Annotated in this window: 14 protein-coding genes, 1 tRNA gene and 1 pseudogene; 7 read left to right on the top strand and 9 right to left on the bottom strand. The window is 68.6% G+C overall.

What is annotated here, in order from left to right:
* Nucleotides 1–538: pseudogene (locus G3N64_RS28205) on the top strand (SDR family NAD(P)-dependent oxidoreductase); the annotation flags it as partial.
* Here the strand turns inward: G3N64_RS28205 and G3N64_RS28200 are convergent.
* Both G3N64_RS28200 and G3N64_RS28195 read right to left on the bottom strand, forming a co-directional pair.
* Nucleotides 521–709 carry a hypothetical protein gene (locus G3N64_RS28200; RefSeq protein ID WP_034178799.1) on the bottom strand — a complete coding sequence of 63 codons (189 nt, stop codon included), beginning with the start codon at nucleotides 707–709 and terminating at the stop codon, nucleotides 521–523. The pseudogene G3N64_RS28205 and the gene G3N64_RS28200 sit on opposite strands and share 18 nt — an antisense overlap.
* A 105-nt stretch (nucleotides 710–814) precedes the next feature.
* On the bottom strand, nucleotides 815–1531 hold the full coding sequence (locus G3N64_RS28195) for a 16S rRNA pseudouridine(516) synthase (RefSeq protein ID WP_205786915.1): 717 nt from the start codon (nucleotides 1529–1531) through the stop codon (nucleotides 815–817).
* Nucleotides 1532–1646: 115 nt separating this feature from the next.
* Between G3N64_RS28195 and copC the strand changes: the two genes are divergently transcribed.
* From copC to G3N64_RS28175, 4 genes are all read left to right on the top strand, one after another.
* Nucleotides 1647–2021, top strand: coding sequence for a copper homeostasis periplasmic binding protein CopC (copC, locus tag G3N64_RS28190; RefSeq protein WP_205786913.1), 375 nt, complete (start codon nucleotides 1647–1649; stop codon nucleotides 2019–2021).
* A gap of 63 nt (nucleotides 2022–2084) precedes the next feature.
* On the top strand, nucleotides 2085–2585 hold the full coding sequence (locus tag G3N64_RS28185; protein WP_205786911.1) for a DinB family protein: 501 nt from the start codon (nucleotides 2085–2087) through the stop codon (nucleotides 2583–2585).
* A gap of 179 nt (nucleotides 2586–2764) precedes the next feature.
* Complete coding sequence (locus G3N64_RS28180; RefSeq protein WP_205786909.1) at nucleotides 2765–3538, top strand: SDR family oxidoreductase; 774 nt, start codon at nucleotides 2765–2767, stop codon at nucleotides 3536–3538.
* A gap of 167 nt (nucleotides 3539–3705) precedes the next feature.
* Entirely contained in the window at nucleotides 3706–4635 is a 930-nt protein-coding gene (locus G3N64_RS28175; RefSeq protein ID WP_205786907.1) for a LysR family transcriptional regulator, read from the top strand.
* Between the two features lie 43 nt (nucleotides 4636–4678).
* On the opposite strand, the gene G3N64_RS28170 is transcribed toward G3N64_RS28175, so the two are convergent.
* Complete coding sequence (locus G3N64_RS28170) at nucleotides 4679–5575, bottom strand: LysR family transcriptional regulator (protein WP_205786906.1); 897 nt, start codon at nucleotides 5573–5575, stop codon at nucleotides 4679–4681.
* A 106-nt stretch (nucleotides 5576–5681) separates the two neighbouring features.
* Here G3N64_RS28170 and G3N64_RS28165 point away from each other — a divergent pair, with 106 nt between their 5' ends.
* On the top strand, nucleotides 5682–6572 hold the full coding sequence (locus G3N64_RS28165) for an alpha/beta hydrolase (RefSeq protein ID WP_205786905.1): 891 nt from the start codon (nucleotides 5682–5684) through the stop codon (nucleotides 6570–6572).
* A gap of 30 nt (nucleotides 6573–6602) precedes the next feature.
* Here G3N64_RS28165 and G3N64_RS28160 read toward each other — a convergent pair whose 3' ends face one another.
* A complete protein-coding gene (locus tag G3N64_RS28160) occupies nucleotides 6603–7502 on the bottom strand; it encodes an SDR family oxidoreductase (protein ID WP_205786904.1) in 900 nt (299 codons plus the stop codon).
* Nucleotides 7503–7543: 41 nt separating this feature from the next.
* Nucleotides 7544–8281 carry an SDR family oxidoreductase gene (locus G3N64_RS28155; RefSeq protein ID WP_205786903.1) on the bottom strand — a complete coding sequence of 246 codons (738 nt, stop codon included), beginning with the start codon at nucleotides 8279–8281 and terminating at the stop codon, nucleotides 7544–7546.
* Between the two features lie 117 nt (nucleotides 8282–8398).
* Between G3N64_RS28155 and G3N64_RS28150 the strand changes: the two genes are divergently transcribed.
* On the top strand, nucleotides 8399–9301 hold the full coding sequence (locus G3N64_RS28150; RefSeq protein ID WP_205786902.1) for a LysR family transcriptional regulator: 903 nt from the start codon (nucleotides 8399–8401) through the stop codon (nucleotides 9299–9301).
* A 37-nt stretch (nucleotides 9302–9338) separates the two neighbouring features.
* On the opposite strand, the gene G3N64_RS28145 is transcribed toward G3N64_RS28150, so the two are convergent.
* From G3N64_RS28145 to G3N64_RS28130, 4 genes are all read right to left on the bottom strand, one after another.
* Complete coding sequence (locus tag G3N64_RS28145) at nucleotides 9339–9506, bottom strand: hypothetical protein (protein ID WP_205786901.1); 168 nt, start codon at nucleotides 9504–9506, stop codon at nucleotides 9339–9341.
* A 148-nt stretch (nucleotides 9507–9654) separates the two neighbouring features.
* Nucleotides 9655–9739, bottom strand: a tRNA-Leu gene (locus tag G3N64_RS28140).
* 95 nt (nucleotides 9740–9834) lie between these two features.
* The gene (locus G3N64_RS28135) at nucleotides 9835–10992 is read right to left on the bottom strand and encodes an ABC transporter substrate-binding protein (RefSeq protein WP_205786899.1); all 1158 of its coding nucleotides are present in this window, start codon (nucleotides 10990–10992) and stop codon (nucleotides 9835–9837) included.
* Nucleotides 10993–11144: 152 nt separating this feature from the next.
* Nucleotides 11145–12086, bottom strand: a complete 942-nt coding sequence (locus G3N64_RS28130) for a CysB family HTH-type transcriptional regulator (RefSeq protein ID WP_205786897.1) — start codon at nucleotides 12084–12086, stop codon at nucleotides 11145–11147.
* Between the last annotated feature and the right edge of the window lie 187 nt (nucleotides 12087–12273).

Raw genomic sequence — 12273 nt, 5'->3', positions numbered from 1 at the left:
AACGCATCCGCTGCGCCCCGCGAATCCGCGCGCGTTCCGGCGCGTGTCGGCCGAGCGGCAACTGCGTGCGGCGACGGTGCGCGGCGCGCTGTCCGCGCGCATCGTGCGCATTCCGGGCATCTACGCGGCGAACCGTCTGCCGGTCGCGCGGCTCGAGCGCGGCACGCCGGCGCTCGAGCCGGCCGACGACGTCTACACGAACCACATCCACGCGGACGATCTCGCGGCGATCCTGCGTCGCGCGGCCGAACGCGGCAAGCCGGCGCGCGCCGTGCACGCGTCGGACGACAGCGAACTGCGGATGGGGGAGTATTTCGACCGGGTCGCGCAGGCGCTCGGCCTGCCGAGGCCGCCACGCGTCAGCCGCGCGGACGCCGAGCGTCTGCTCGAACCGACGCTGCTGTCGTTCATGCGCGAGTCGCGGCGCCTGTCCAACGCACGGCTCAAGGCCGAATTGTGCGTGACGTTGCGGTATCCGACCGTAGACGATTTCCTTCAAACGCTCGCGCCGGGCAGCGCGTCAGGTCAGCGCCGGTAACGCCTCGATCAGCAGGAAGCACAGCAACGCGCCGATCAGCGCGCCAATCAGGTTCGGATGATATTTGTGCTTCATGTGCATCGCGGCCAGCAGCCCGCCGATCACGATGACACCGACGACCGCGAACGCGATCATCACGTACGACAGTTCGAAAGAATGGTTGATGTTCATGATGTCTCCCCTGCATCGCTGCTCGTACAGCTTGTGATTTCAGTATAGCGGGGGAACATGCGGCCGAGACGCGGCCGGGCACCGAACGGTCGTGCGGATTTTCCCTTACAGGGTTTCGACGGGATTGCGCAACGCTGAAAGGTCGGCGTCGTCGAGCCACCGCCACGCGCCGGGCGCGAGATCGCCCGGCAGCACGAAGCCGCCGATGCTTTCGCGATGCAGCGCTTCGACGCGATTGCTCGCCGCCGCGACCATCCGCTTGACCTGGTGATACTTGCCTTCGAGAACGGTCAGTGCGAGCGCGTGCGGTTCGCGCGCGTCGGCGGCGACCGCCGCGATCGGCTTCGGCTCGCCGTGGAGCTGCACGCCGGTGCGCAGCGCGTGCAACTGCGTGTCGTCGAGCGGGTGGCGCACGGTCGCCACGTAGGTCTTCGGCACCTTGCGCTTCGGCGACGTGTACGCGTGCACGAACTGGCCGTCGTCGGACAGCAGCAGCAGGCCCGTCGTGTCCTGGTCGAGCCGTCCGACGCACTGCACGCCGCGCGTGACGAGCGGCGCGGGCAGCAGGCTGAATATGCTCGCGTGGTGTTGCGGATCGCGCGAACACTCGTAGCCGGCCGGCTTGTTGAGCGCGAGATACGCGTGCGTGTGGAACGGCCACGCCGTATCGTCGACCGAGAACACGAGGCCGTCGGTATCGAACGCGGCGTCGGGGTCGGTCGCGCGGGCGCCCGCCACGGCCACGCGGCCTGCGTCGATCAGGCCGCGGCACTGGCGGCGCGAGCCGAAGCCCTGGGTGTAGAGAATGCTTTCGAGGTCCATAGCGCGCGCATTCTATCAAGCGGCGGCGCCAGGCCGGCATGAACGCGCATGCAACTGGTAAGCTGCCGGTACGCCGCGCGGGGCGCGGCGGCCGTTCATTCTTCACGGAAAGTCCATGCCTTTTGCTTCGTTCCCGTTCGGCCGCAAGGCCGCCGCCTTCATCGTCGCCGCGACCGTTTCGTCGGTTGCGTTCGCGCACGCGCACCTTGCGAAGAGCGACCCGGCGGCGGGCGCGGCGGTGGCCACCGCACCGGCGGCCGTCACGATCGACTTCACCGAGCCGCTGGAGCCGGCGTTCAGCTCGATCGTCGTCGTCGACGGCGCGGGCAAGACGGTGTCGGACGGCCGGGCGCGCATCGACGCGTCGAACCGCAAGCGGATGACGGTGCCGCTCACGGCGGTCGGCACCGGCGCCTATACGGTGAAGTGGGTGGCCGTCGCGACCGACGGACACCGCACGCAGGGCGCGTACGCCTTCAGCGTGAAGTGACGCAACGGCGGCGGCAGGCCCGTGCCAGGGTTGCCGCCGCTTCAATCCGAGAGGGAGTCCCGCATGAATCCGACGACGCTCGACGCACTCGCCGATTTCCCCCGTCTGCTCGAAGCCCATTTCGCGGGCGTACCCGACGGCTACGCGCGCTGGACGCCCGACGACTGGGCCGGGATCCCGAGCGAGCACTTCTCGCCGCTCGGGCAGCTCTGCCACGTGCGCGACATCGAGATCGACGGGTATCACGTGCGGCTGCGTCGGATGCTCGACGAGGACCGACCGCTGCTCGAGTCGATCGATGGCGACGCACTCGCGATCGAGCGCCGCTACAACGACGCGTATGCGTCCGACGTGCTCGCGGCAATCCGCGACGCGCGGCGCGAGACGCTGGACCTCGTGTCGCGCCTCACACCCGAGCAGTTCGCGCGGATCGGGGAGTTCGACGGCTACGGATCGCTGACCGTGCGCGGGCTCGTCCACTACCTGTGCAGCCACGACCAGCAGCATCTGGCCGGCATGCAATGGCTGCTCGGCAAGATCGACGCGGCGCTGTACGCGCGCTGAGCCGGCCGGCATTCACGCAATCGATCACGGATTCCGGCGCCGCTGTCGGTGCGGCAGGCTGCACAGCCCGGCTCCGATTGGATCGTTTTTCTGGATAATCCATCCAGCCGCGACCGGCTGACCGGTGCGTCGCGCGTGCCTACACTCCAAGCTTCGTTCAACGAGAAAAGGAGTCAACCGTGGCAACTCATACGCTCGCAGACAAGGTCGTCCTGATCGCAGGCGGCGCAAAGAATCTCGGCGGCCTGATCGCCCGGGATCTGGCGAGCCACGGCGCGAAGGCAGTGGCGATTCACTACAACAGCGCCGCATCGCAGGCGCAGGCCGAGGAGACGGCCGCCGCGGTGCGCGCGGCCGGCGCGGAAGCTGCCACGTTCCAGGGCGACCTGACGACGGCCGCCGCGGTCGAGAAGCTGTTCGACGACGCGAAGCAGCGCTTCGGCAAGATCGACATCGCGATCAACACGGTCGGCAAGGTGCTGAAGAAGCCGTTCACCGAGATCAGCGAGGCCGAGTACGACGACATGTTCGCGGTCAACAGCAAGTCGGCGTTCTTCTTCATCAAGGAAGCGGGGCGGCACCTCGAGGATCACGGCAAGCTCGTCACGCTCGTGACGTCGCTGCTCGGCGCGTTCACGCCGTTCTATGCGGCGTACGAAGGGTCGAAGGCGCCGGTCGAGCATTTCACGCGCGCGGCGTCGAAGGAATACGGTGCGCGCGGGATCTCGGTGACGGCCGTCGGGCCGGGTCCGATGGACACGCCGTTCTTCTACCCGGCCGAGGGCGCCGATGCGGTCGCGTATCACAAGACGGCGGCTGCGCTGTCGCCGTTCAGCAAGACGGGCCTGACCGACATCGAGGACGTCGTGCCGTTCATCCGCCATCTCGTCACCGACGGCTGGTGGATCACGGGCCAGACGATCCTGATCAACGGCGGCTATACGACCAAGTAACCGACCTGGCAACGGGCCGCGCGGCGCACCGCAATGGCTCGTTTGCGTGGACAATGGACGGGCGCGCGGCCTCGCGGCTGCGCGCCCGTTTTCCCTGTGCCGCCGGATCTTGCCGCGATGCGCGGCGCGCCGGCGGCGACGATCGTCCGAACCTACGTTCCCCGCCGATGGACAAGCTGGAGCAGGTCAGAATCTTCCTGCAGGTTGCCGAGATGGGCAGCTTCATCAAGGCCGCGCATGCACTCGACGTGCCGCGCGCGACCGTGTCGGCGGCCGTCCAGCAGCTCGAGACGGGGCTCGGCACGCGCCTCTTGCACCGCACGACGCGCCAGGTGCAGTTGACTGCCGACGGCGCACTGTTGCTCGAACGCGGCCGGCGCCTGCTCGCGGAGGCCGACGAGCTCGACCGCCTGTTCCGCCGCCGCGACCGCGACGTGATCGGCCGGCTGAACGTCGACGTGCCGAGCCGGATCGCGCGCCGCATGGTGGCGCCCGCGCTGCCGTCGCTGTTTCGCCGCTATCCGAAGCTGCAGCTGTCGCTCGGCTCGACGGATCGTTCGATCGACCTGGTGCAGGAGGGCGTCGACTGCGCGATCCGCGTCGGGCGGCTCGCGGACAGCAGCCTCGTCGTGCGGCCGCTCGGACAGTTCACGCTGATCAACTGCGCGAGCCCCGACTACCTGCGCGAATGCGGCGTGCCCGAGCATCCGGATGCGCTCGCGCACGGACACTGGGCGATCGGCTATGCGTCGCCGACGACAGGGCGCGAACTCGACTGGGAATACTGCGCGGACGGCCAGCGGCACACGCTCGCGCTGCCGAGCCGCGTGATCGTCAACAACGCCGAAACCTATATCGCCAGCTGCATCGCCGGGATGGGGCTGATCCAGATTCCTCGCTTCGACGTCGAGCATCTGCTCGACAGCGGCGCACTCGTCGACGTGATGCCCGGCCATCGCGCCGCGCCGATGGACGTGTCGGCTGTATATCCGCACCGGCGCCATCGTTCGCGCCGGCTCAATGCGTTCATCGAGTGGTTCGGAGAACTGATGACGAGCGCGCTGACGAAGAGCGGGGAGGGCGCGGAGGGCGACTGACCGGCACGGCCGGTTTGCGTTGCGTGCGGTGGTCGCGCCTGGCTCAGCCGGGCAGCGCCGCGAACTGTCGGCTGCGCCCGGTTTCACGCACCGCATCGATCAATGCCGCGCCGGCGCCGCCCGGTTTTGCCGCGAACGCGTAGAAGCGCGCGGCCGGCAGCGCCGGCAGACCATCCTGCGGCCCGCATTCGCGCAGGCCGTCGCGCAGCTGGCTGCGCGCCAGCGCGGTGACCGCAAAGCCCGCGAGCGCGGCCGACATGCAGCCTGCCATGCTGCTGCTCTCAAACAGCACGCGAAACGGCCGCAGCGCCGCGGCGAGCGCCGCGACGGCGGCTTCCCGATAGACGCACGGCTGCGGAAACAGCGCGAGCGGCACGTCGCCGCCGGCGTCGAGCGTGCGATCCGACGCGAACGCCCACACGAGCGGTTCTTCCCACAGCAGTTCGCCCGGCGTGTCGACCTGCCGGCACTGCTTGCCGAACACGACGTCGAGCCGGCCGAGCGTCTGCTCGCGCAGCAGCGACGCGGTGATCCCGACCTTCAGCTCGATCGACGTGCGCGGGTGGCGGTCGCGGAACGTGCGCAGCACGTGCGGCAGCCACGCGCCCGCGAAATCCTCCGACGCGCCGACCCGCAGCGGCCCGTGCGCCGGCGCACCGCGCAGCCTCGCGCGCACTTCGCGCTCCATATCGACGATGTTGCGCGCGTACGCGTACAGCGTGTCGCCGGCCGGCGTGAGCGCAATGCGGCGGGTCGTGCGCGCGAGCAGCACCGTGCCGGCCGCCTGCTCGAGCCGCTTGATATGGCCGCTGACGGCGGACGGCGTCAGCGCGAGCCGTTCCGCGGCCGGCGCGAAGCCGCGGCTGTCGACGACTTCGAGGAAGGTGCGCAGCAGCGTGATGTCGAGGGCGGTCGACGCAGGATCGGTCAGCGGTTCCATGAATCAATTCAACGCGATACTCGAAGAATGAATAATGATACTCCGTGAATCGTGATGAAAGGTCGGCCTACCATCGAGCACTCGGATCGACCCAACGGAGTGCACGATGACGACCTATGCGCATGCGACGACCGCGTCGCTCGACATTGCCTATCTCGAATGGAACCCGCGCGGCGAGCGCGTGGCCGTGCTGCTGCACGGCTGGCCGGACAGTCCGGCCGGCTGGGAGACGGTCGCGCAAGCGCTGGCCGTCCGAGGCTACCGCGTACTCGCGCCCGCGCTGCGCGGCTTCGCGCCGACCCGTTTTCGCGACGCGACGGTGCCGCGCAGCGGCCAGCTCGCGGCGCTCGGGCGCGACGTGCTGGAATTCGTCGACGTACTCGGCCTCGAGCGGCCCGTGCTGGTCGGACACGACTGGGGCGCCCGCGCGGTCGCGAACGCATGCGGGCTGCGCGACGGCGTCGCGTCGCACCTGGTGATGCTGTCGGTCGGCTACGGCACCAACGATCCCGCGCAGCCGCTGTCGCTGCAGCAGGCGCGCAATTACTGGTATCACTGGTTCATGGCGACGCCGCGCGGCGAGCAGGCGTTGCGCGACGACCGGCGCGCGTTCGCGCGCCTGATGTGGGATACGTGGTCGCCGCCGGGCTGGTATCGCGATGCGGAATTCGACGCGGCTGCCACGGCGTTCGACGGGCCCGACTGGGTCGACGTCGTGCTGCATTCGTATCGGCAGCGGTGGGGCTTCGCGCCCGGCACGCCGGCCTATGCCGACGACGATGCGCGGCTGAATCCCGCGCCGGTGCTGGCGCTGCCGACGCTTGTGCTGCATGGCGGCGCGGACACCTGCAATCATCCGGACAGTTCGGCCGGGCGCGAGCATTTCTTTGCGGGGCGCTACGCGCGGCAGGTGCTGGATGGCGCCGGTCACTTTCCGCAGCGCGAGGCACCGGCGGCGGTCGCCGGCGCGATCCTCGGGTTCTGCGAGCAAGGCTGATGCACGCCGGCGTGTCCGACGCGCGGCGGATCAGCTGCCGACGCGGGCCGCGAGCAGGTCGGCGAGGCCGATGTTCCTGAACATCTCGCGGCGGATGCGATCGCCGACGCGGAACACTTCCTCCGCGCCATCCTGTGACGGATCGACGAACACGCGATACGGACGCTTGCCGGCCGTCGCGGCGACGATGTCGGCAATCGCCGTCGCGACGGTGCCGGCATCGGCGTCCGCGGGTTCGAGCGCGGCGAGGCCTTTCAGTGCCTGCTCGGCGACGCCCGCATAGGGGCCGTCGTCGTAGGCGGCCTGAACCGTCGCGTCGGCCGGCTTGCCCGCGTGGGCGAAGTGATTCGTGCCCTGGGTGAAGGCGCCCGGCACGACGATCGACGTCTCGATGCCCCAGCGGGCGAGTTCGGCCGCATAGGACACCGCGAGCGAATCCATCGCGGCCTTCGCGGCGAAGTAGGGGGCGAGGAACGGCGGCGTACCGCCGCGCGCGGACGACGACGACACCCAGACCAGCAGGCCGCGGCCCTGGCGGCGCAGGTGCGGCAGCGCGGCGCGGTTGACGCGCTGGGTCGACACGACATTGATGTCGTAGAGCTGGGCGATCTGCTCGGGCGTGAACGCTTCGGCCGGGCCGAACACCATGTGGCCGGCATTGTGGACGATGACGTCGAGGCGGCCGTTGTCCGCGATCACGCGATCGATGGCCGCACCGACGGATGCGTCGTCGCTGACATCGAGCTCGACGGTGCGCAGGTCGACGCCGTGTTCCTGTGCGTAGGCAGCGATAGCGGCGACGCGCGGCGCGTTGCGGCCGGTGCTTTCGCGCATCGACGCGTAGACGGTATGGCCGGCGCGGGCGAGCGCCTGGGCCGTCAGCAGGCCGAAGCCGCTGGACGCGCCCGTGACGAGAATGACTTCCTTCATGAATCGATCTCCGGTAAGAGGGGGACGCGGCCGGCGGCCCGTCAGCACATGCCGCCGTTGGCGCGCAGGATCTGGCCGTTGACCCACGCGCCGTCGGGGCCGGCGAGGAACGCGACGACGCCGGCGATGTCCGCGGGCTGGCCCAACCGCTCGAGCGGGTTCATCTTCGCCAGGCGATCGACCTGCTCGGGGCTCTTGCCCTGCAGGAACAGCTCGGTCGCGACCGGCCCCGGCGCGACGGCGTTCACGCTGATGCCGCGGCCGCGCATTTCCTGCGCGAGGACCTGCGTCAGTCCCTCGACGGCTGCCTTGGTCGCGACGTACACGCCGTAGGTTGGCAGACGCACGCCGACCATCGTCGACGACAGGTTGACGATGCGGCCGCCGTGGCGCACGCGCTTCGCCGCCTCGCGGCTGACGTTGAAGGTGCCTTTGAGGTTGATCGCGACGGTCTGGTCGAACGTCGTGTCGTCGTAGTCGGCGATCGCGCCGAGCTTCATGACACCGGCGCTGTTGACGACCACGTCGATGCGCCCGAACGCCTGCTCGGCCGCATCGAACAGCGCGGCCACCGCCGCCGGGTCGGCGATGTCCGCCTGTACCGCGATGGCCTCGCCGCCGTCCGCGGCGATTGCGTCGACCACTTCGCGCGCCGGGCCGGCGCCGCCGGCGTAGTTCACGATGACCCGGAAGCCGTCCCGGGCGAGGCGGCGAGCGATTTCCGCGCCGATGCCGCGCGACGAGCCCGTGACGAGGGCGACCTGTTTCGATGCGTTCATGTCCTGCTCCTTGGTTCGTGAGGGCCGGGCGATCCGGCGACAGGACTAATGTAGGCTTCCTCGATCAATAAAAATAATGAATAATGATCAGATCAAGAATGACTGAAAGTATGTCTCATGGCATTCGACAGCAGGCTTTTGAGTGGTATCGGCGTGCTCTCGGCGGTGATCGAGGCCGGTACCTTCGCGCGCGCCGGCGAGGCGATGGGGTTGACGCAGCCGGCGGTGAGCCGCGCGGTCGCACGGCTGGAAGAGCGCGTCGGCATCCGGATCTTCAACCGGACGGCACGCGCGATCACGTTGACCGACGAGGGGCGGCGCTTCTACGAGGCGGTCGCGCCGCTGCTGGCCGGTATCGAGGACGCGGCAATCGACGCCGGCCAGTCGAAGGCGCGTGTCAGGGGGCGGCTGCGCGTCAACGTCGACGCGACCTTCGGCCACTACGTGCTGGCGCCGAAGATGGCGGAGTTTCTCGACCGTTTTCCCGACCTGTCCGTCGAGATCAGCGTGCGCGACCGGATGGGCGACCTCGTCGCCGACGGGTTCGACGTGGCGGTGCGGTTCGGCGTCCCGGAACCGTCGTCATACCGTGCGCGGCTGCTGCTGGAAACGCGCGTGCTCACCTGCGCGTCGGCGGCCTATGTCGCGCGTCATGGCGAACCGCGGCACCCGCTGGATCTCGCGGACGGGCATCGTTGCGTACTGATCCGCGATCCGGTGACGGGGCGGCCATTCGAATGGGAATTCCATCGCGGCAAGGAGGTGGTGCCGTTCGATGCCGCCGGCCGGCTGATGGTCGACGACACGGGCATGCTGCTCGGCGCGTGCCTGGGCGGCGCGGGGATCGCGCAGCTGCTGGAACTCTATGCGCGCGACATCCTTGCCGACGGGCGGCTGGTGTTGCTGCTGCCGGAGTGGGCGGACGAGACGTTCCCGCTCTACGCGTATCACCACGCGTCCAATCTCGTTTCCGCGAAGGTACGCGTGTTTCTCGACTTCGTGCGGGCGTTGATGGCCTGAGTGAGCGGGCGCGGCGGCGGGTGGCGGTCCCGCGCGTTCATTCGGTGCGATGCGGAATGCTGTCCGGGAACGGGTAGGGCGCGTGCGGCCCCGGCCAGTCAGGCACCGGCGGCGCGGTCAGGATGTCGCAGCCACCCAGCATGAGTGACAGCGCCACGACGAGCATGCGGCGGCAGAGCGGGGATGAAATCGTGCGCATGGACATGGCGTGCCTCCGTGCCGCGCATCCTCACGATGCTTGGACTGTTGTGCGGGAGCCCGCGTTGCGGCGCGCGCGGCAAAAACAAAAAACCCGCGAAGCGGCGAGCTTGCGCGGGTTTCGGGAGGCGCAGCGCGTCACGCTGCGAGAATGCTGGTGCCCAGGGCCGGAATCGAACCGGCACGCCTTGCGGCGGGGGATTTTGAGTCCCCTGCGTCTACCAATTTCACCACCTGGGCTTGATCCTGGCCGCGCATGCGATCGTGCGCGGCGAAACGCGGATTATGGAGGAAAACGGCTCGCCGGGCAAGCCGCCCGGCGAGCCGTTCGCGCGTTACTGGCTCAGGTAGACGAACTGGCCATGCTTCACGATTCCCATCACGCTTGCGCGCTGATCGAGCCCGACGTGATCCTTGTCGCTGGTATTGACCACGCCGTTCGGCACGACGAGCTCGTTCGCGCGTTCGAGTTCGCGTCGCAGCGCCGCGCGGAAGGCCGGCGTGCCCGGCTGCGCGGTCTTCCGCGCGCGGCCGACCGCGTCCGCCAGGCGCGGGTACACGCCCGCCGCGTCGCCCGCGAACTGCGTGACGGTGCCGCCGCCGTATTTCCCTTCATAGGCATCGACGAATGCCAGCGCAGCCTTGCGCGCCGGATGATCGGCGGGCAACGTGCGCGCGACGACGACCGGCTGCGTCGGGAACAGCGTCCCGTCGACGTCCTTGCCGCCGAGCTTGATGAATTCAGGCGTCGCGATCCCGTGCGTCTGGTAGATCGCGCCCTTGTAGCCGCGCTCGATCAGCGTGCGCTGCGGCAGTACGGCCGGCGTGCCCGAGCCCGCGATCAGGATCGCGTCCGGCTTCGCCGCGATCAGCTTCAGCGCCTGGCCCGTCACGCTCGCGTCGGTGCGGTTGAAGCGTTCGGTCGCGACGACGCGGATCTTGCGCAGGTCCGCGAAGCGCGTGAACTCGTTCAGCCAGCTGTCGCCGTAGCTGTCCGCGAAGCCGATGAAGCCGACCGTCTTCACGCCGTGGTTGGCCATGTAGCGAGTCATCACGTCGGCCATCGCGCGGTCGCTCTGCGCCATCTTGAACGCCCAGGTCCGCGCGCCTTCCTGCGGCTCGACGATCGCGCCGGAGCCGACCAGCGTGATCATCGGCGTCTGGGCGGCTGCCACCGCGTCGAGCGCCGCGAGCGCGGCCGGCGTGATGTTCGGCCCGACCACGACGTCGACGTGATCCTCGTCGACCAGCTTGCGGATGTTGCGCACCGCGGCGCCCGGGTCGGACGCATCGTCGAGCACGGTCACCTGCACGGGCTGCCCGGCAATCGTCTTCGGCCACATCAGGATCGCGTTCTTGCTGGTGATGCCGATCGCGGCGGCCGGGCCGGTCGACGACAGGTCGACGCCGACCTTCAGGTCGGCATGGGAGGCCATGCAGGCGAGCGTGAGGGCGGCGCCGGCGGCGCGGCGCAACAGGGCGGGAAGCGTCATGCGGGAATCTCCGTCGGGCAACAAAAAGGGGCGCGATATGCGCCCCTGTGGTTATACACGTACACGTCGCTTCGAGAAAACGCCGGCCGCCCCAAGGTGTTCTTGGTCCCCGCGAGGCGCCTGGCGCGAAGCGAGCGGGCTGGAGGCGCTGGTCAAAGCTCGTACGATTCGGATTCGCCCTTGAGCGCCTGTTCGATCAGCTTGCGGGTCAGCGTCGGCGACAGCAGTTCGACGAGCGTATACACATAGCTGCGCAGATAGGCGCCCTGCTTGAGCGCGACACGCGTCACGTTGCTGCCGAACAGGTGGCCGACCGGAATCAGCCGCAGGTTGCGGTCGCGCTCGGGATTGAACGCGATGTCGGCCATGATCCCGACGCCGAGGCCGAGTTCGACGTAGGTCTTGATCACGTCGGCGTCGATCGCCTCGAGCACGATGTCCGGCGACAGCCCGCGCAGCGCGAACGCATGGTTGATCTTCTTGCGCCCCGCGAACGCATCGTCGTACGTGATCAGCGGGTACTGCGCGAGATCGTCGAGCGTGACCGGCTTGCGTTCGAGCAGCGGATGGTCGGCCGGCACGACGGCCGCGTGGTGCCACTGGAAGCAGGGCAGCGACACGAGTTCCTTGTAGTCGGAGATCGCCTCGGTTGCGATCGCGAGATCGGCCTGGTCGTGGATCACCATCTCGGCCACCTGCGTCGGGCTGCCCTGCAGGATCGACAGGTGCACCTTCGGGAAGCGCTTCTTGAACTCGGCGATCGCGGCCGGCAGCGAGTAGCGGGCCTGCGTGTGGGTCGCGGCGATGGTCAGGTTGCCCTGATCCTGCGCCGCATAATCCTTCCCGACCCTTTTAAGGCTTTCAACCTCCTGGAGAATCCGCTCGACCGACGCGAGGATGATCCTGCCCGGCTCGGTGAGCGAGCGCACGCGCTTGCCGTGCCGCGTGAAGATCTCCACGCCCAGCTCGTCCTCGAGCTCGATGATCGCCTTCGATACCCCCGGTTGCGACGTGTAGAGCGCCTTGGCGGCCTCGGTGAGGTTGAAATTCTGCCGGACGGCCTCGCGCACGAAGCGAAATTGGTGCAGGTTCATTTATAACCCTTCCGCATATCAACAGAATTTTTTAGTCGTTTGAAATATAAGGCGAGTTTATTACGATTCACCGGAGTTTTTCAAATATGGATATCTGTTTTCGTCATTAGCAATCCACCCGGCAGCGGATGGTGGCCGTGACGGCGGAACGGAGATTCGGGCGCGACGTGGCTAGGACGTCGCGCAG

Source organism: Burkholderia sp. Ac-20344 (assembly GCF_017104975.1).
In the GTDB taxonomy this organism is placed as follows: Bacteria; Pseudomonadota; Gammaproteobacteria; order Burkholderiales; family Burkholderiaceae; genus Burkholderia.
This window is presented reverse-complemented; position numbering and strand designations above follow the sequence as displayed.

What these genes read in the sequence shown, in the direction of transcription:
- G3N64_RS28200 (WP_034178799.1), bottom strand. Translation starts at nt 709, where the DNA reads ATGAACATCAACCATTCTTTCGAACTGTCGTACGTGATGATCGCGTTC.
- G3N64_RS28195 (WP_205786915.1), bottom strand. Translation starts at nt 1,531, where the DNA reads ATGGACCTCGAAAGCATTCTCTACACCCAGGGCTTCGGCTCGCGCCGC.
- copC (WP_205786913.1), top strand. Translation starts at nt 1,647, where the DNA reads ATGCCTTTTGCTTCGTTCCCGTTCGGCCGCAAGGCCGCCGCCTTCATC.
- G3N64_RS28185 (WP_205786911.1), top strand. Translation starts at nt 2,085, where the DNA reads ATGAATCCGACGACGCTCGACGCACTCGCCGATTTCCCCCGTCTGCTC.
- G3N64_RS28175 (WP_205786907.1), top strand. Translation starts at nt 3,706, where the DNA reads ATGGACAAGCTGGAGCAGGTCAGAATCTTCCTGCAGGTTGCCGAGATG.
- G3N64_RS28170 (WP_205786906.1), bottom strand. Translation starts at nt 5,575, where the DNA reads ATGGAACCGCTGACCGATCCTGCGTCGACCGCCCTCGACATCACGCTG.
- G3N64_RS28165 (WP_205786905.1), top strand. Translation starts at nt 5,682, where the DNA reads ATGACGACCTATGCGCATGCGACGACCGCGTCGCTCGACATTGCCTAT.
- G3N64_RS28160 (WP_205786904.1), bottom strand. Translation starts at nt 7,502, where the DNA reads ATGAAGGAAGTCATTCTCGTCACGGGCGCGTCCAGCGGCTTCGGCCTG.
- G3N64_RS28155 (WP_205786903.1), bottom strand. Translation starts at nt 8,281, where the DNA reads ATGAACGCATCGAAACAGGTCGCCCTCGTCACGGGCTCGTCGCGCGGC.
- G3N64_RS28150 (WP_205786902.1), top strand. Translation starts at nt 8,399, where the DNA reads ATGGCATTCGACAGCAGGCTTTTGAGTGGTATCGGCGTGCTCTCGGCG.
- G3N64_RS28145 (WP_205786901.1), bottom strand. Translation starts at nt 9,506, where the DNA reads ATGTCCATGCGCACGATTTCATCCCCGCTCTGCCGCCGCATGCTCGTC.
- G3N64_RS28135 (WP_205786899.1), bottom strand. Translation starts at nt 10,992, where the DNA reads ATGACGCTTCCCGCCCTGTTGCGCCGCGCCGCCGGCGCCGCCCTCACG.
- G3N64_RS28130 (WP_205786897.1), bottom strand. Translation starts at nt 12,086, where the DNA reads ATGAACCTGCACCAATTTCGCTTCGTGCGCGAGGCCGTCCGGCAGAAT.